Source organism: Pseudomonas sp. D2002, assembly GCF_013385735.1.
Taxonomy (GTDB): Bacteria; Pseudomonadota; Gammaproteobacteria; order Pseudomonadales; family Pseudomonadaceae; genus Aquipseudomonas.
The window spans coordinates 87,733-105,831 of sequence record NZ_JACAPL010000014.1; the positions used below are offsets into that span (position 1 = coordinate 87,733).

General features: G+C 61.7%; 10 protein-coding genes. 5 read left to right on the forward strand and 5 right to left on the reverse strand.

The genetic code is table 11. The features are described from left to right. Window positions 1-8: 8 nt before the first annotated feature. The 3 genes from HX783_RS24710 to HX783_RS24720 form a co-directional block, all read right to left on the reverse strand. Window positions 9-1,274 carry a NupC/NupG family nucleoside CNT transporter gene (locus HX783_RS24710; RefSeq protein ID WP_159956535.1) on the reverse strand — a complete coding sequence of 422 codons (1,266 nt, stop codon included), beginning with the start codon at window positions 1,272-1,274 and terminating at the stop codon, window positions 9-11. 54 nt (window positions 1,275-1,328) lie between these two features. Further along, complete coding sequence (locus HX783_RS24715) at window positions 1,329-1,727, reverse strand: cytidine deaminase (protein ID WP_159956534.1); 399 nt, start codon at window positions 1,725-1,727, stop codon at window positions 1,329-1,331. Window positions 1,728-1,950: 223 nt separating this feature from the next. Beyond that, entirely contained in the window at window positions 1,951-2,559 is a 609-nt protein-coding gene (locus HX783_RS24720) for a dTMP kinase (RefSeq protein ID WP_159956532.1), read from the reverse strand. A gap of 241 nt (window positions 2,560-2,800) precedes the next feature. Here HX783_RS24720 and HX783_RS24725 point away from each other — a divergent pair, with 241 nt between their 5' ends. Both HX783_RS24725 and HX783_RS24730 read left to right on the forward strand, forming a co-directional pair. Then, entirely contained in the window at window positions 2,801-4,003 is a 1,203-nt protein-coding gene (locus tag HX783_RS24725; protein WP_177018590.1) for a M48 family metalloprotease, read from the forward strand. Further along, on the forward strand, window positions 3,991-9,438 hold the full coding sequence (locus HX783_RS24730; RefSeq protein WP_177018591.1) for a WGR domain-containing protein: 5,448 nt from the start codon (window positions 3,991-3,993) through the stop codon (window positions 9,436-9,438). The genes HX783_RS24725 and HX783_RS24730 overlap by 13 nt, the downstream gene beginning before the upstream one ends. Before the next feature lie 134 nt (window positions 9,439-9,572). Here HX783_RS24730 and HX783_RS24735 read toward each other — a convergent pair whose 3' ends face one another. Both HX783_RS24735 and HX783_RS24740 read right to left on the reverse strand, forming a co-directional pair. Then, entirely contained in the window at window positions 9,573-10,898 is a 1,326-nt protein-coding gene (locus HX783_RS24735; RefSeq protein WP_177018592.1) for an LLM class flavin-dependent oxidoreductase, read from the reverse strand. Window positions 10,899-10,921: 23 nt separating this feature from the next. Next, on the reverse strand, window positions 10,922-11,878 hold the full coding sequence (locus tag HX783_RS24740) for an ABC transporter substrate-binding protein (protein ID WP_177018593.1): 957 nt from the start codon (window positions 11,876-11,878) through the stop codon (window positions 10,922-10,924). A gap of 317 nt (window positions 11,879-12,195) precedes the next feature. Between HX783_RS24740 and HX783_RS24745 the strand changes: the two genes are divergently transcribed. From HX783_RS24745 to HX783_RS24755, 3 genes are read left to right on the forward strand one after another with little or no spacing between them, the layout of a single operon-like run. Further along, window positions 12,196-13,803 carry an efflux transporter outer membrane subunit gene (locus HX783_RS24745; protein WP_256347287.1) on the forward strand — a complete coding sequence of 536 codons (1,608 nt, stop codon included), beginning with the start codon at window positions 12,196-12,198 and terminating at the stop codon, window positions 13,801-13,803. 16 nt (window positions 13,804-13,819) lie between these two features. Further along, entirely contained in the window at window positions 13,820-15,007 is a 1,188-nt protein-coding gene (locus HX783_RS24750; RefSeq protein WP_256347288.1) for an efflux RND transporter periplasmic adaptor subunit, read from the forward strand. A 9-nt stretch (window positions 15,008-15,016) separates the two neighbouring features. Then, a complete protein-coding gene (locus HX783_RS24755) occupies window positions 15,017-18,082 on the forward strand; it encodes an efflux RND transporter permease subunit (RefSeq protein ID WP_177018594.1) in 3,066 nt (1,021 codons plus the stop codon). Window positions 18,083-18,099: the final 17 nt, after the last annotated feature.

Below are 18,099 nucleotides of genomic sequence, written 5' to 3' on the forward strand. Positions count from 1 at the left end.
CGTACTCCTTACAGCGAAATGAAAAAGCCGACAATCGCCGCACTCATCAGGTTGGAAAGCGTGCCCCCGATCATGGCGCGCAAGCCCAGCCGCGCCAGCTCCTGGCGCCGTTGCGGGGCGATACCGGTCAAGCCGCCCAGCTGGATGGCAATCGAAGAAAGGTTGGCAAAGCCACACAGGGCAAAGGTCACGATCACCTGGGTGTGCACAGACAACAGCGGCACACCGGCTTCGGCGGCCTTGGCCGGGGTCAGGTAGTTAGCCAGGTCGGCATAGGCGACGAACTCGTTGAGCACCAGTTTTTCACCGATAAAACCACCGGCCAGGACCGCCTCATGCCACGGCACCCCGAGCAGAAAAGCGATGGGCGCCAGCACGTGCCCGAGGACCAGTTGCAAGGTCAATTGCGGGTAGCCAAACCAATTGCCGGCCCAGCCCAATAGCCCGTTGAACAGCGCGATCAACGCGATAAACGCCAGCAGCATCGCACCGACGGACAAGGCCAGGCGCAAGCCGACCTGGGCGCCCTCGGCGGCGGCGTCGATGATATTGGTGGGGCGGTTCTCAGCCTGCCCCAGTTCCTCGATCACCTGTTCAGTGCGCGCTGGTTCGGTTTCCGGTTCCATCAGCTTGGCCATCAACAAGGCCCCCGGCGCCGACATGAAACACGCGGCGATCAGGTACTTGAGTTCCACCCCAAGCCCGGCATAGCCCAACAGCACCGAGCCTGCCACCGCCGCGAAACCGCCGACCATCACCGCGAACAACTCAGAGCGTGTCAGCTTGGCAATGAACGGCCGCACCACCAGCGGCACCTCCGACTGGCCGATGAAAATCGCCGACGTCACCACCATCGACTCGATACGGCTGGTACCCAGCAACAGGCGCAAGGCGCCGCCCACCAGCCGGATGATCCAGCCCATCACGCCGATGTAATACAGCACCGAGATAAAGCTGCCGAAGAACACGATCATCGGCAACACTCGAATGGCGAATACAAACCCGCCACTGCCGAACACTTCAAACATATGCGGCGAACTCAGGCCGCCGAACAGAAACTCGATGCCTTTGTTCGCGTACAGCTGCAGCGAGGCCACCGCCCCCGACAGCGAAGCCAGCACCGTCTGGCCCCAAGGCACGTAAAGCGCAAAAGCACCGATCAACACCTGGATCACAAACGCCACCGAAACGGTGCGCCAATTGATCGAGCGACGCTGATGGGATAAAGCAATGGCAATGACAATAAGGGTCGCTATTCCGACAAGACTGATCATGCAGACGTCTCAACAATGGACCGAGCGGACGCAGACCCGAAGGCCTGCCCAGGATTAGAAAGCGTCGAAGGCGCCCGGCAGCAATTGCGCCAGGGTCCAGGTACGCGTGGCGGCCGGGTCACTGCCCTGGCAAATCACCACTGCATCCTTGGCCATCAACTCCAGCATCACCTGGCGGCAGGCACCGCAAGGGCTTATCAGTGAAACGTTGGGTGCATAAACCGCCATCGCCGTGAAACTGCCGGGCGCATGGCCCTGGCTGATGGCGCTGAACAAGGCGCTGCGCTCGGCACAGTTGGTCAGCCCGTAAGAGATGTTCTCCACGTTGCAACCCTGTACCACTTCACCGTCGGCGGTCAGCAACGCCGCGCCAACCGGAAAGTGGGAGTAAGGCGAGTACGTGCTCTGGGCGGCACGCTTTGCCTGTTCCATCAAACGCTCTTCAATTGTCATTCACAAGGTCATCCCATTTTGTTGCGAGCACGTCCAGGGCGGGCGTGACGCTATTATCCTGTTATTTAAATAACATTTGATGTGATTTCTCAACCTTTTTCTGAGGGCGAATACAGGAAATGAATGCAGGGGTGGTGTGAAGGGTTTGGGATTGGGCTTGGAGCGCCTTACCGGCACGGGTCACGGCAGCGGCGTTGCACCGCTCCGGCCAGGACCCGCAGCTTTAAAGCAGGCTATAAATCTCAGCAACCACCTGCAGTGTTGCGTCGTCGATCGTGCCTTCATTACGGCATAAAACCCAGCCTTGCTCAGCAACCGCTCGCTCGAACGCCTGCGTACACGCGACCTGTTCCTCCAGCGTATGGATCACCGTACTGCTCAGCCCACGCCGTCGTGCTGCGGCCCTCGCCCACGAAATATCCGGGGCGGTGACAACCCCGACATGCAAGTCAGGCACGCGCACGTTCCGATCAATGTTGAGCTGTAGAATTTCTGCAAAGGGGACTATCCGGCGAAACGCGGCATCCGAGGGGTACCAGCGATCAATCAGCACGATGCTGCCGGGTGGCTGTTTATCGAGCACATGTTCGGACATCCAGGCACGGCTATCAGCAAAGCGCTCGCAAACCTGAAGTTCCAGATCCCGGGTGGGGTTTCTGACGAACTGGTTAACGAGGGCCATTGTTTCACCCCGATAGGGATCGCTTTTTCTCTCGCAAAGCCGGATCACCTTGTTATTGCCTGCCCTCAGGGCTTTCGTAACGGCTTCCAACAGCGTGGTTTTGCCGGTGCCCTTGGGCCCATCCAGGGAAACAAACAGCGAACGATTCATTCTTCAACTAATGATTGATAGAGGCATCGACGGACTCTATCTGAATTTAAGCCAGAGGGTTCTCAAAACCCAGGGTTGCAGTTGTTTATAAACACCCGCCATTATCCCTATTTAAATGACGTACCTGCCCGTCCTAGGTATGCTCCGCGTTTATTGCCGATCACTGACACCGGGATGCCAGCCCAAACCTCTGCTGCCCAGGCGCAGCTTATGGAGCCGTATCCTCAAGGACGTTTGAACGATGAGTACCCTCGCGCTGGACATCAGCAGCCTGACGCCATTGCCCTACCACCAGCAGGTGGTCGACTACCTGAAAACCAGTGAACCCGCCGTGTGGAGCTGGGCCTCGTCCCTGGGCGTGCAGCAGGAACATGCCCAGGACGTGCGCGCGCAATTGCTGCGTGACACCTATCGCCTGAGCCCCGAGACTCACCCGCAGGCCTATCAGGCCTGTGAGGCGGCGCTGCAGACCTTGCAGATCCAGGCGCCCGCCACGCTCTACCAGGCCGGCGACGGCGCGATGAATGCGAGCCTGTATTACCTGGCCGGTGAAGTGCATGTGGTGTTTTACGGGCCGATTCTTGAACGGCTCGACGCCCAGGAGTTGCTGGCGTTGCTGGGGCATGAGCTAGCCCATTACCGTTTATGGTCGGAGCACGACGGCGACTACCTCACTGCCGAACGCATTCTCAACCACGCGATGGCCGACGTGTATACGCCGCCCAGCTTGGAACAGACCGCACGTTTATATAGCCTGCACACCGAAATCTACGCCGACCGTGGCGCAGCCTTGGTGGCCGGCGGCCCCGAGGCATCCATCACCTCGCTGGTGAAGATCCACACCGGCATTGTCAGCGTCGATGCCGCGAGCTACTTGCAGCAGGCCCGCGAGCTGGATGGCAAGGACGCGCAACTGTCCCAAGGCGTATCGCACCCGGAAACGTTCCTGCGCTCCCAAGCGGTCGACAACTGGTGGCAGCAGCTGCCAGAGACCAACGCTTGGCTGCATCGTCGGCTACGCGGGCCGCTGTCGCTGGGTCGCCTGGATGTGACCGACCAGGTGGAGCTGACCGCCCTCACCCGCGGCTTTATCGCCAACTTTATCGGCGCAGCGGTGTTGCAGTCGGAGGCCGTGCTTAATCAGGTGCGCGGTTTCTTTCCCGATTGGAACACCACTGAAACGCCACTGGACCTGGCCACGCTGAATGCCGAGCGTATCGACGCGAGCATCCACGAATACCTGCACTTCATCATGCTCGACCTGAGTTTGATCGACCGTGACCTGCGTGATGAGGCCTTGCTGCATGCCGCGCGCACGGCGAAGAAGCTTGGCAGTGCCGACGACTTTATCAGCGTGCTCAAGCGCGATATCAAACTACCCAAACGTGAGCTCGACCCTATCGTTCGCGCGCTCAAAGCGGAGGTCGACACATGGACCCAGTAACCCAACCCGTCACCTTCACGCAGTTGCTGCAGAGCCACGATGGCGCCGCCGTGCCCATCGACGATGTGTTGTTCCTGGCGTTGCCGTTGTTGCGCCAAGTGGCGCAGCTGCATGAACTTGGGCGTGTCGCCCAGCTCAGCTACCTTGACGTGCTGCAAGGCCCAGAGCGCACCTTGCAACTGCGCAACCCCGAGGGCGTAGCGCCGCGCCTGGCGCTGGACGCGATCAAGCAGGTACAGCCGAACCCCGAGTCGGCGCTGAACATCGTCGGCAAGGTCCGCCTGACCCGTGATTCGGAAACGGGCGTGGCGTTTACCGACCTGCAAGTGCAGGAAGACCCGCACCAAGCTATCGATCACCCGGTGTTCCTGACGGACCTGCACAGTTGGGAACATCACCTCGGGCATCACGACGAAATCACCGATATTTTCCAACTCGGGCAGTTGCTGGCGTGCCTGGCCTGCGGGTTGGATTTTGCCGATATCAACGACCTCAAGACCTTTGCCCGGCACCGGCGCAACCTGTTCCAGCTCAATGGCCGGCTCAACCCGGTGCTGGCCAACGTGATCGTCGAGATGACTGAGCTTAACCGCCATGAGCGCGCCACCGATGTCGGCTCGCTGGCGCGGCGCCTGGAGTCCTGGCGCGAACAGCCGGCGAGCCTGGATGTGGAACGCGTGCTGGCCCAGGCTGAAGGTCCGGCGTCGCAGCGCACCGTGGTGTTGGAGCATCTGCGCAACCGGCTGTTCGACCTGTCGCGACGCAATCGCCTGCTGTACTTCCGGCCGACCCAGGCCAACGTCAACTTGACCGTGGCCAGCGTGCCGCTGGTGATGCAGATTGAAAGCATCCGGCCCGAGGCGTTGTGCACCTGGCAGCCGACCTTCGGTGGTTTTTCCGAGCAAGTATTGAGCGGCAAGCAGGTTGGCCTGCAGCAATGGCTGCGGTTTGAAGACCAGACCTGGTTGCAGGCCTCCCTGGAACGCCTGATCCAGGAAACCCGCCGCGACCGCGCCGAGTTCGGCTTCAGCAACCTGCGCCTTGTTGTCGCCTTTATGCGCTGGCACAACCTCAAGGACACGCCGGAAGAGCGCATCGTCACCCCGCTGCTGTGGCTGCCGGTGGAACTGAGCCGCAAAAAGGGTGTGCGCGACCAATTCATGTTGCAGTGCGATGAGACCGAGGCGCAATTCAACCCGGTTCTGCGCCATCAATTACGCCAGCTCTACGATATCCAACTGCCGGAAACCGTCGACCTGCAAAAGACCTCACTGCAAGACATCCACGCCGATATTGCGCGGCAGATCAAACTGACCGAGCCCGGCGTCGAGCTGCGCCTGCAAAGCAAGCCGCAAATCGAACTGATCCACCAGAAGGCGGTGCAGCACCTGCACCACTTCCAGCGCCGCCGCGCGCGTCAGCGCTCGACCCTGCCGTTGGTGAAACCGGACTTCAGCTACGACCGCGATGATTACCGCCCGCTGGGCCTGCAACTGTTCCAGCAAAAAGTGCTGCCGAGCCAGTTGCCGCTGCGCATGGCGGTAGGCGGCAAACCTTCGCTGCGCGACCAGCATCCGCAAATGGTCGCCCGCAGCACCGAAAACAGCACCTACTCTATGCCCCAGAATCAAGGGCACCGCTACGCCTGGGACATCGACCTGACCCAAGTGACCCTGGCCAACTTCAACTATCGCAAGATGTCGCTGGTGCGCGACTACGCGCAGTTGATCGACGAGCCAGCGCAAAACGAAGCGTTTGACCGGATGTTCTCCATCGAGCCGCGCGAGGTGGAGGTCCAGGCCCCGGACCCGATCCCGCTGCCCGAACAATGGAACGTGGTGGCTGGTGACGCGACGCAGAATGCCGCCGTCAGCCTGGCCCGCACCGGACGCAACTTCATCATTCAGGGGCCGCCGGGCACCGGCAAGTCGCAGACCATCACCAACCTGATCGCCGACTATGCTGGTCGCGGCCTGCGGGTGCTGTTCGTGTGCGAAAAACGCGCGGCCCTGGACGTGGTGTTCCATCGCCTGCAACAGAGTGAACTGGGCGAATTGTGCTGCCTGATTCACGACTCCCAGACCGACAAGAAAGCCTTCGTCGGCAACCTGCGAGAATGTTATGAGCGCTGGATTGCCGGCGACGCCCAAGCACCGCAACTGCAAGCCCGACGCAGCGCCACGCTGGCGACCCTTGAGCAACAGCTGGGCCTGATCGAGCGCTTCGAGCAAGCCATGGCCGGAGTGCCGGAGACGTTGGCGTGCTCGGTGCGCGAGCTGGTACGGCATCTGATCGAGCTGCCTGCCGTTTCGGCAAAGCTACCGCCTGAAGCCCTGGAACGCTTGCCCGAGTGGCGTCACTGGCACGCGCAACGTGAGCTGACCGGCCGCGTGTATCAGGCAATCAACGAGCGCTTCGGCCTCGACAGTTTTGCCCGTCACCCTTTCAGCCATTTGGCTTCGAGCCTCATCACTCACGAGCATGCCTATGGCCAGCTCAAGGCGTTCCTCGATGAAGCCAGCGGTTTGATGGACAGTGTCGAGCAACTTCTAGAGTCATCTTCGGGCCTGCTGTCGAGTGACACCCGCCTGGCGGATGCGCGCGTGCTGACCGAGGCCGCCGAGCAATTGACCAGCGCCAACCTGGCGGCGCACCTGGACCTGCTGGAACCGGGCTCAGCGGGTTCCCAGGCGCTGCAGGCCGAACAGACGGCGTTGCAAACGCTGACCGTGCAACACCACAACGCCAGCGAAACCACCCGACACTGGCGCGACAAACTCGCGCCGCAGGACACCCAGGCCGCCCTGGATCTGGTGCAACGCCTGGAAGGTTCGTTGCTGCGTTGGCTGCAACCGTCCTGGTGGCGGTTGCGGGGCGAATTGCAACGGCGCTACGACTTCAGCCAGCACGCCATCCGCCCAAGTTACCGCAGCGTGCTCGACAACCTGGCGAGCGAACAGCGCGCCACCGCCCAATTGCAGACCGAGCAGCAACGCTTGCAAGGTCAATATGGCGTGCAGGATATCAACCTGTTCGTGCACAACCTGCAGGCCCTGCTCCAGCAACTGAGTGCATCACCGTTATTGCGCCAGTGGGTCGAAGGCTTGCGCGATAACCCGGACGCCCTGCCCCGTGTACGCCAGGAGGCCAGCCTGCGCCAGCCGGTTGAACGCCTGAGCGATTTGGTGGCGCAACACTGTGTGTTCGAACCGGCGCCAAGCCTGGGCGCGCTGGCCGAATACCTGCGTGACCTGCGTGAAGAACTTGACGAGTTGCCCGATACCTTGCCGCTGCTCAATGAGCTGCACCAGGGCGATCCCGTTTGCCTGTTGGCCGTGCAACAACATGCCCTGGCGCAGCCGGCGCTGGATGGGCTGATTGCCCAGGAAAACCTGACTCGCCTGTATCGTGCCAACCCGCAATTGGCGCGCTTTGACGGCGCGGCCTTGAGCCTGGCGGCACGTCAAGTCAGCCAGGCGGAAAGCAGCCTGCTCAAGCACAACGCCCATGTGCTCAGCGCCACGCTGCACCAGCGCTTCCTGGAGCACGTGAAGCACTCGGCAATGTCGGTGACCCAACTGGACGCCCAGGCCCGCGAATTCAAAAAAACCTATGCCAAGGGCCGCCGCGAACTGGAACATGAGCTGGGCAAGACCATGCGCTATCGCTCCATCCGCGAAATGGCGAGTGGCGACAGCGGCCGCGTGATCAACGACCTCAAGCCCATCTGGCTGATGAGCCCGCTGTCGGTGTCCGACACCCTGCCGTTGACTCCGGACCTGTTCGACGTGGTGATTTTCGACGAAGCCAGCCAGATCCCCAGCGAAGAAGCCGTGCCGGCCTTGAGCCGCGCACAGCAGGTGATTGTGGTGGGTGACGAAATGCAATTGCCGCCGACCAACTTCTTCTCCAGCGCCGGCGACCAGGACGATAACGAACTGATCGCCATGGAAGACGGCGAACAGATCGCAATCAACCTCGATGCCGATAGCCTGCTCAGCCAGGCCGCGCGCAATTTGCCGGCGACCCTGCTGGCCTGGCACTACCGCAGCCGGCATGAAGCGTTGATCAGTTTCTCCAACGCGGCGTTCTATGAAGGCCGGTTGATCACCATTCCGGACCGACGCATCGAGCGCCCCGCCCCCGCCCATGCTGCGCTGGAGTCCACGGACGCCCAGGCAGTGATGCAAGGCGCCGACACCCTGCTCGACAGCCCGATCAGCTTCTTGAAGATGAGCGATGGCGTCTACCTCAGCCGCAGTAACCTGGCGGAAGCGCGGTACATCGCCAACCTGGTGCGTGAACTGCTGCAACGCGAGACCGGCCTGAGCCTGGGCATCGTGGCGTTCTCCGAAGCCCAGCAAGGCGCCATTGAACAGGCCCTGGAAGACTTGGCCGCCAGCGACTCGGCCTTTGCCACCCGCCTTGAGCGCGAGTACGTGCGTGAAGACGCCGGGCAGTTCAATGGCCTCTTCGTCAAGAACCTGGAAAACGTCCAGGGTGATGAACGCGACGTGATCATCCTGAGCATCTGCTACGCGCCGGGGCCGAACGGCAAGATGCTGATGAACTTCGGCCCGATCAACCAGCGTGGCGGGGAAAAACGCCTGAATGTGATTTTCAGCCGCGCGCGCAAGCGCATGGCCATCGTCTCCAGCATCGAAGCGGATGCCATCACCAATACCCACAACGACGGTGCTGCGGCACTGCGCGCCTTCCTGCAATTCGCCCAGGCCAGCGCCAGCGGGGATGCGCCGCGCTCCCAAGGCATCCTCGCCAACCTCAACCCAGGCGCCAAGCAATCTTTTGCCGTCAGCCTACCCAAAGACAGCCTGCGTAGCGCCCTCGCCGCCGCGTTGCGTAAACGCGGGCATGCCGTGCAGGAATATGTCGGGCGTTCACAGTTCCGCTGCGACCTGGCAATCAGCGACGCCAGCGGCGAACACTTCAGTCTCGGCGTGCTGCTCGACAGCGATACCGCAGCTGCGGCCAACGTGCGCGAGCGTTACATCTTCCGCCCGACCGTGCTGCGCAGTTTCGGCTGGAAGATCATCGATGTGCTCAGCCATGACTGGCTGCACGCCCCGGAAGACGTGCTCAACCGTATCGAAGCACTGCTTCGCGGCGAAGAGGCAACTGCGCTGCCGGAGCCGGAACAGGCAGTGGCGGCGGAACCGGTCGAAGTCGAACCGACGCCAGCGCCTGAAGCAGCAACGCCGATGCGTGAGTTCACCTTTGGTGAAGGTAACTCCAACAAGTTCTGGCGCATTGGTGTGACGGAAGCGGACGTGGTGGTGAATTTTGGTCGTATCGGCACCAAGGGGCAGACGCTGATCAAGTCGCTTGAAAGCCCTGAGCGGGCGTTGCGTGAGGCGGAAAAACTGATCGCGGAGAAGCTGCGTAAGGGCTATCAAGAACAGGTGGCGATCGATTAATCCGATCCAGCCCGGGTACCCTGTGGGAGCGGGCTTGCCCGCGATGGCGTCAGCCCAGCAAACATTAATGCTGACTGACCCACCGCTTTCGCAGGCAAGCCAGCTCCCACATTACGAAGCAGACAGGCGCACTCTTAATCTATGTGTTTGAACCGAGGAATTTCCAGCCCCAAGCTTTCACGCAAGGTCGTCCCTTCATACGCTTTGCGATAGACACCCCGCTCTTGCAGCAACGGTATGACTTCCTGCGTAAACCGCGCGAATTGCTGCGGATGCCCAATGTAGATATTGAACCCATCCACCGCCCGCGCTTCAAACCATTCCGCCATTTTGCGCGCAACGGTGTCCGCCGTGCCCACAAACGCCCCCGGTCGCAGTTGCCGTCCAAACTCCACCGCCTGGCGCAACGTAAAGCCTTTCTCCCGCGCCTGGTCAGCAATGCGTTTGGCGTTGGTGAAAAAGCTGCTGCGCGCGGCTTCCAGGCTCTCTTGGGGGAACGGTGCGTCCAGGTCGTACTGACTGAAATCATGCCAGCCGAAATTACGCCCGAACTCCTTCAGCGCCAGTTCAAAGCTGTGATCCGCGTGATGGTAGTGCTGCTCGATTTCACGCGCCTGCGCATCGGTGTCGCCCACATAGATCTCGGCGCCGGGCATCACCAATAACTGCTCCGGGTCGCGACCGTGTTGCGCCGCCCTGCCCTTTATATCCCGGTAGAACGCCTGGCCCTGTTCGATGCTGGCCGCGTGGGTGAAGATCACATCGGCGGTGGCGGCGCCCAGGTCGCGGCCTTGCTCGGAGTCGCCGGCCTGGAAGATCACCGGCTGGCCTTGGGGTGAGCGCTGGATGTTCAGCGGGCCGACCACGGAAAAATGCTCGCCCTTGTGGTTCAGGCTGTGCAGTTTGCTCGGGTCGAGGAACTGGCCGGTCGCGCGGTCGCGCACAAACGCATCGTCCTCGTAGGAGTTCCACAGGCCTTGCACCACTTGGACGTGCTCGGCGGCGCGGCTGTAGCGGGTGTCGTAGTCGTAATGTTCGTCGCGGCTGTAGTTGCCAGCAGTGCCGGCATCGCCGCTGGTGACCACGTTCCAGCCGGCGCGGCCTTTGCTGATCAGGTCGAGGGAGGCCAGGCGCCGTGCAACGTTGTAGGGCGAGTTGTAAGAAGTGGTCAGCGTTCCGACCAAGCCCAGGTGCCGCGTGCTGACAGCCAACGCCGATAACAATGTCAGCGGTTCCAGGCGGTTCAGGTAGTGGGATGGCGAGCCCTCGGTGATGAACTGGCTGTCGACGATAAACATCAAGTCGAACAGCGCCGCTTCGGCCTGGCGCGCGATGTCGATGTACCAGTCGACGTTGACGCTGGCATCGACCGGCAGTTGCGGGTCAAGCCACAGGTTATGGCGACCTGGCCCGCCGCAACCCATGGTCAAGGCACCCAGTTTGAGCTGTCTGTTGGTCATGTCAGATGAATTCCTTGAAGCGTTCAGGGCTGGGTGGTGGCGACGGCGGGTTGCAGGGCGGCCGAGAAGGAGTCGTCGAACAGGCTGGCCGCCGAGTACGACTTGACCAGGCCCTGGCTTGCGAAAAAGTCCACGGTCTTTTGCGCGTCTACCGGCGATTGCGCGGTCAGTGGCTCGACTGTGGTGCGGGCGCGGGCGAACCAGGCACGGGCGATGTCGGTGTCGGCGCGGGTGCGTTTGGCCCAGGCATCGGCGTAAGCGTCAGCATTGGCCGGATTTTGGCGCGCCCAGTCCCGGGCTTTTTTCAGGCGTTGAAGAAAGTCGCTGATCTGTGCGCGCTTGGCATCGACGGCCTTGGCGTTGGCGGCGATAAAACTCTGGGCCGGAATCAAGCCCTCAGCGGTGGCGAGTACGCGGGCACCTTGGCGTTCCTGTTGGGTGACGTAGGGCTCCCACGTGGCGATGACGTCAACCGAGCCGCCTTCCAGCGCATGGGAGGCATCGAGGGCGCTGAGATAGCGCAGCTCCAGCGAGTCGCGTGGGACGCCGGCTTTATCCAGCGCAGTCAGCAGCAATTGCTGGCTCCAGGAGCCTTTCCAGATTGCTGCACGCTTGCCGGAAAGATCCGCCAGGCTGTGGATCGACGAGTCCTTGCGGACCAGAATCGCCACGCCTTCGAGATTTTGCCGACTGACTGCAATCACCTTGATCGGCGCGCCCAGCGCACCCAGGAACAGCACCGGCGCGTCCCCCAGCAAGCCGATATCCAGGCTGTTGGCATTCAGCGCTTCGGCAACCGGCGAGCCTGCGGTGAATTGCTTCCATTCCAGCGTGTAGGGCAAGTTTTCCAGCACACCCGCCGCTTCCATCACGGCTTGGGCGTTGTAGCTTTGGTCACCGACCACCAGCGTTTGCGCGTTCGCGGTCAGGCACAACAGAGTGGCAGCCAACCCGGCCGCCAGTTTTGAAAGGTAACGCACGTTCGTCTCCAGATGCCCTGTCAGGCATGCAAGTCGATCCGCGCGCGCGGTCTCGGCAGTGTTCGTAGGGAGTCATACGATGCGGTTATAACCACCGCATGTAAAATACCCATAACGCATAACGTAATGCATAAATAATGCAGCAACCGCATTTTCCGCTTGCAGACACTGCGCCGGTACATTGCGGACTGCCCGGCGCCACCTACACTGATTGAAACCTTGGTATCCCGCGCCTTTTTTCAGCGCCCGAGGCGGATGGACCTGCACGCATGACTCAACAATAAAAGCAGTTAACCACCTGATTACCTAGAGTAAATATGAAAGAGCAGCTTCGCCAGCGTGCATCAGGAGTAGCGCCCATCCGCGCCCTGTTTAAACCTCCACATCGGCTGGCGCCCCTAAGCCTGCTGTGCATCGCCCTCGCCGCCTGTACCGTTGGGCCTGATTTCACGCGCCCCGATGTGCCGGCGAATGCCAACTATTCAAGAGAAAAACTCACCGCCACCGCCGGGGCCGACATCGACACCGGTGGCGCGGCGCAGCGACTGATCGCCGGTATGGATATCCCTGGGCAGTGGTGGACGCTGTTCCGCTCGCCGTCACTCAATGCCCTTGTCGAAGAGGCCCTGCGTGCCAACCCGGATGTCAGCGCCGCGCAGGCGGCATTACGCCAGGCTAACGAACTGGTGTATGCCGATCAGGCGTCACTGTTTCCCTCGGTGAGCGGCAATGTGCAGAAAGCTCGCGAGAAAGTCTCGGGCGTGACCTCGGGCATTCCGGAGTCGCCGATTCTCACGGTGAGTTCGGCATCGCTCAGCGTGTCCTATGCCCCGGACGTGTTCGGCGGCACCCGTCGGCAAATCGAATCGACCACGGCACAGGCCGAGTACGAGCGCTTCCAGCTTGAAGCGACTTACCTGACCTTGACCTCCAATGTGGTCAACACAGCGGTGAGCCTGGCGTCGTTGCGCGATCAAGTCGCCGCCACCGAAGAAATCATCAAACTGCAGGGCGGCCAGCTCGACTTGCTGCAAGCCCAGCGACGACTGGGCGCCATCGGCGATAGCGATGTGCTCACGCAGCAAACCGCACTGGCACAAACCCGTGCAACCTTGCCGCCGCTGCAAAAGCAATTGGCGCAGACCCGCAACCAGTTGATGGCGTACCTCGGGCGCTTTCCGAATCAGGATCAGGGCGAGCGTTTCAACCTGGCTTCCTTGCACCTGCCGGAAGAACTGCCGGTCAGCCTGCCCTCGGCCATTGTCGGCCAGCGGCCGGATGTGCGCTCGGCGCAGGCACAACTGCATCAAGCCAGCGCCAATATCGGCGTGGCCGTCGCCAATCAATTGCCGCAGTTCAGCATTACCGGGTCGCTGGGCTCCACAGTGGCCAGTGGCACCAAGCTGTTTTCGGCGGGCAGCGGCGTCTGGAGCCTGGCCGGTTCAATCACCCAGCCGATCTTTGATGCGGGCGCACTCGAACACCGCAAACGCGCAGCCGTGGCCGCCTATGACGAGTCGGCAGCGCGCTACCGCGGCACCGTGATTACCGCGTTCCAGGACGTGGCCAATGCGCTGCGGGCGCTGGAGGCGGATGCCGATGCGCTCAACCAACAGGTCGTGGCCGAACGCGCTGCCCAAGCCAACCTCGACTTGGTACAGGCCCAGTTCCGCCTCGGCGCCGTGGCGTATATCAACTTGCTCAACGCCCAGCAAACTTACCAGAACACCGCGCTATCGCGCGTCAAGGCGCAGGCCGCCCGGTACAGCGACACCACCGCGTTGTTCCAGGCATTGGGCGGTGGCTGGTGGAACCGCACCGACGTCGACCCCGCCACCCAGGGCAAGCCGGATCGCTTCGGCCTGCCGTCGTGGCAAGAGATCATGCCAGCCAGCAATAAGGCTGCACCTGAATCGAATCATTGAAACAGTGAGAGACCCCATGGCTGACGTTCAGACTGCCTCTGCCCTGCCCCCCGAGCCCGGACAACCGCGCAAGCGTCGTCTGTGGCGGCCGATGCTCATCATGATCGTGGTGGTGCTGGTGATCGTCGCGATCATCGCCGGGGTGAAATTCGTGCAGATTTCGGCACTGATCGCCCAATCCAAAGCGCCGTTGCCGGCCGCCGTGGTGACCGCCATGCAGGTGCCATTTAGCGACTGGCAACCGAGCGTCTCCGCCGTGGGCTCGATGAAGGCGGTGCGTGGCGTGGATGTGACTACGGAAGTCGGCGGCATCGTGCGCACCCTCGGCTTTACGCCGGGGCAGGAAGTCGCGGCCCAGGCGCTGCTGGTGCAGTTGAATGCCGACGCGGATATCGCGCAATTGCATTCCCTGGAGGCCACCGCCGACCTCGCCGGCATCGTGCTCAAGCGCGACAAGGCGCAGCTGGCGGTCAACGCCATCTCCCAGGCCCAAGTCGACACCGACACCGCCGACCTCAAAGCCAAACTCGCCGCCGCCGAACAACAGCGGGCGCTGGTGGCGAAAAAAACCATCCGCGCACCGTTTGCCGGGCGCATCGGCATTACCAGCGTCAACCCAGGGCAATACCTCAACCCCGGCGACAAAATCGCCACGCTGCAGACCTTTGATCCCATCTACATCGACTTCTCGGTGCCGCAGACCCAGCTGGAGGCCATCGCCATCGGCCAACGCGTGGCGGTGACGGCCGATGGCCTGTCGAATAAAACCTTCACCGGGAAGATCAGCACCATCGACACGCAGTTCGACGCAACCACACGCAACGTCACCGTCGAAGCCACCGTCGAAAACCCCAAGCAAAGCCTGGTGCCCGGCATGTTCGCCCGCGCCGTGGTCAACTCCGGCACCACCCAACGCTACCTCACCGTTCCGCAAACCTCGGTCACCTACAACCCTTACGGCACCACGGTGTTCATCGCCACGTCGAGCAAAAACGACAAAGGCGAAGAGGTACTCACCGCGCAACAAACCTTCATCAAGACCGGGCCGACCCGTGGCGATCAGGTTGCGGTGCTGTCGGGCGTGAAAGAAGGCGACCTGTTGATCACCAGCGGCCAGATGAAGCTCAAGAACGGCTCGCCGGTGAAGGTCGATAACAGCGCCGCGCCGCTGAACGATCCGGCGCCGACTCCCCAAGAACAGTAAAGGTGTCCCATGAAGCTTACCGATACCTTTATTCAGCGGCCGGTGTGGGCCGTGGTGGTTTCGCTGTTCATCCTGATCCTGGGGCTGCGTTCGATTTTCGAATTGCCGGTGAACCAATGGCCGCGCACCGAAAATACCGTGGTCACCATCACCACCGCCTACTACGGCGCGGACGCGTCCACGGTCGCCGGGTTTATTACCCAGCCGCTGGAGTCGGCCATTGCCCAGGCCCAGGGCATCGACTATCTATCCTCGACCAGCATCACCGGTGTCTCGACAATTACCGCCACGCTGCGCTTGAACTACGACGCCAGCAAGGCGCTCACCGAGATCAATACCCAGGTCAACTCGGTCAAGAACCAACTGCCGGCCCAGTCCCAGGAACCGGTGCTCACGATTGCCGTCGGGCAGACCACCGACGCCATGTACCTGGGTTTCTACAGCGACACGCTGCCCACCAACAACATCACCGACTACCTGGTGCGGGTGGTCAAGCCCAAGCTCGATTCGATCCAGGGCGTGCAAACCGCAGAGATTCTCGGCGGGCGCCAGTTCGCCCTGCGCGCCTGGCTGGACCCGGACAAACTGGCGGCGCACAACGTCACGGCGCAAGACGTGTCCACGGCCCTGGCGAATAACAACTACCTGTCGGCTGTGGGCTCGACCCGTGGGCAAACCGTCACCGTCGACCTTACGGCCGGCACCGACCTGCACACCGTGGATGAATTCAAGCGCCTGGTGATCAAGCAGAAAGGCGACGCGTTGGTTTATTTGGAAGACGTGGCCACCGTCACCCTCGGTGCCGAAAGCTACGACAGCAGTGTGGCGTTTTCCGGCAAGCGTTCGGTGTTTATCGGCATCAAGGCGGCGCCCACCGCAAATATTCTGACCGTCGCCGACAGCGTGCGCGAGGCGTTCCCCGAGCTGCAATCGCAACTGCCCTCCGGCGTGCGCGGCGAGATCGTGTATGACTCCACGGAGTTCATCAACACCTCGATTTACGAGGTGGTGAAGACCCTGGTCGAGGCGATGATCATTGTTTCGGTGGTGATTTACCTGTTCCTCGGCTCCTTCCGCGCGGTGATTGTGCCGCTGGTGGCGATCCCGCTGTCGCTGGTCGGGACCTTCTTCATCATGTACCTGCTGGGTTACTCGATTAACCTGCTGACCCTGCTCGCGCTGGTATTGGCAATCGGCCTGGTGGTGGACGACGCGATTATCGTGGTGGAAAACGTCGACCGGCATATCAAGGAAGAAGGCAAAAGCGTGCTCGAGGCCTCGCTGATCGCGGCGCGGGAACTCGGCGGCCCGATCATCGCGATGACCGTGGTGCTGGTGGCCGCGTACGTGCCCATCGGCTTGCGCAGCGGCCTCACCGGCGCGCTGTTCAAGGAGTTCTGTTTCTCGTTGGCGGGCGCCGTGACCGTGTCGGCCGTGGTCGCGTTGACCCTGTCGCCGATGATGACCTCCAAGCTGTTCAAGTCCGGGCAGGAGGAAGGCCGTTTTGCACGCAAGCTCGACCAGTACTTTGACTGGCTGCGCGGGCGTTACCACCGCGTGCTGTCCGGCGGGCTGAACATCTGGCCGGTGCTGGTGACCTTTGGGTTTGTGCTGTTCCTGCTGGTCGCCGCCAGTGGCATGACCGCCAAAAGCGAACTGTCGCCGACCGAAGACCAAGGTCTGGTGTTCATGCAGATCAAAGGCCCGCCGACGGCTTCGCCGCAACAGATGGAGCGCATTGCCGACCAGGCTTTTCAGATCGCCAGCAAAGAAACTGAATACGCGCAGATGTTCCAACTCACCGGCCTGCCGATTCTCAACCAGGGCCTGGGCGGCGTGCTGCTCAAAACCTGGGGTGACCGCACACGCTCCCAAGCCCAGCTGATTCTCGACCTGCAGCAAAAATGGAACCAGGTGCCCGGCGCGACCATCGCCGCCTTCCCACTGCCGTCGCTGCCCGGCGCCCAGGGCTTGCCGGTGCAGTTTGTGATCACCACCACCGACTCGGTGGAAAACCTCAATGAAGTGGCCCAGGCGGTCATGGCCGAGGCGCAGAAACAACAGCTGTTCTGGTTCGCCGACATGGATTTGAAACTGGACAAGCCGCAAGCCAAATTGGTGGTTGACCGGGAGAAGATCGCCGCACTCGGCATGACCCAGGCCGACGTCGGCGCCGCGCTGTCTGCGGCGTTGGGCGGTAACTACGTGAACTACTTCTCCACGGCCGGGCGCTCCTACAAGGTTATTCCCCAAGTGCTGCAGGTTAACCGCCTCAACCCGGAGCAAGTGCTGGATTACTACATTCGCACGCCTTCAGGCGCGATGATCCCGGCGCGCACCGTGGCGCATATCGAGACCTCGACCCAGCCGGAATCGATCAACCACTTCCAGCAACTCAACTCGGCGACCCTGTCCGGCGTCAGTGGCGTAGCCCAGGGCGAGCTGCTGGCCAAGCTCAACACCATCCTCACCAACGTGGCGCCTTCGGGTTACACCTCGGACTTTGCCGGGGAATCGCGCCAGTTCATCCAGGAATCCGGTGGCTTCTTTGGCTTGCTGATGTTCTCGATTCTGATCGTCTACCTGGCGCTGGCTTTCCAGTTCGAGAGCTTCCGCGACCCGGTCGTCATCCTGTTCTCGGTGCCGCCGGCACTGTTCGGCGCCCTCGCTTTCATCACCATGGGTTACGCCTCGATCAACGTGTACACCCAGGTGGGCCTGGTGACGCTGCTGGGGTTGATCACCAAGCACGGCATCCTGATCGTGCAGTTCGCCAACCAATTGCAGCGCGCCGGGCACAGCAAGCGCGAAGCCATCGAAGAAGCCGCCGGCGTGCGCTTGCGCCCGATCCTGATGACCACCGCCGCCATGGTGCTCGGCGTGGTGCCACTGGTGTGGGCTTCCGGCGCAGGGGCTGCGGGGCGACATGATATGGGGCTGGTGATCTTTGCCGGGTTGTCGATTGGTACGCTGCTGACGTTGTTTATGGTGCCGGCGATGTATATGTTTATTGGTGAAACGCATCATCAGGAAGCTGAGCAGTCGATGCCTGGATCAGACCTGAGGGCCACTTGACTGTCACCTATGAGCAT

Bases quoted from the DNA above. Each gene is read 5' to 3' on its own strand.
- HX783_RS24755 (WP_177018594.1), top strand. From the start codon at position 15,017: ATGAAGCTTACCGATACCTTTATTCAGCGGCCGGTGTGGGCCGTGGTG.
- HX783_RS24725 (WP_177018590.1), top strand. From the start codon at position 2,801: ATGAGTACCCTCGCGCTGGACATCAGCAGCCTGACGCCATTGCCCTAC.
- HX783_RS24730 (WP_177018591.1), top strand. From the start codon at position 3,991: ATGGACCCAGTAACCCAACCCGTCACCTTCACGCAGTTGCTGCAGAGC.
- HX783_RS24720 (WP_159956532.1), bottom strand. From the start codon at position 2,559: ATGAATCGTTCGCTGTTTGTTTCCCTGGATGGGCCCAAGGGCACCGGC.
- HX783_RS24710 (WP_159956535.1), bottom strand. From the start codon at position 1,274: ATGATCAGTCTTGTCGGAATAGCGACCCTTATTGTCATTGCCATTGCT.
- HX783_RS24750 (WP_256347288.1), top strand. From the start codon at position 13,820: ATGGCTGACGTTCAGACTGCCTCTGCCCTGCCCCCCGAGCCCGGACAA.
- HX783_RS24715 (WP_159956534.1), bottom strand. From the start codon at position 1,727: ATGACAATTGAAGAGCGTTTGATGGAACAGGCAAAGCGTGCCGCCCAG.
- HX783_RS24745 (WP_256347287.1), top strand. From the start codon at position 12,196: ATGAAAGAGCAGCTTCGCCAGCGTGCATCAGGAGTAGCGCCCATCCGC.
- HX783_RS24735 (WP_177018592.1), bottom strand. From the start codon at position 10,898: ATGACCAACAGACAGCTCAAACTGGGTGCCTTGACCATGGGTTGCGGC.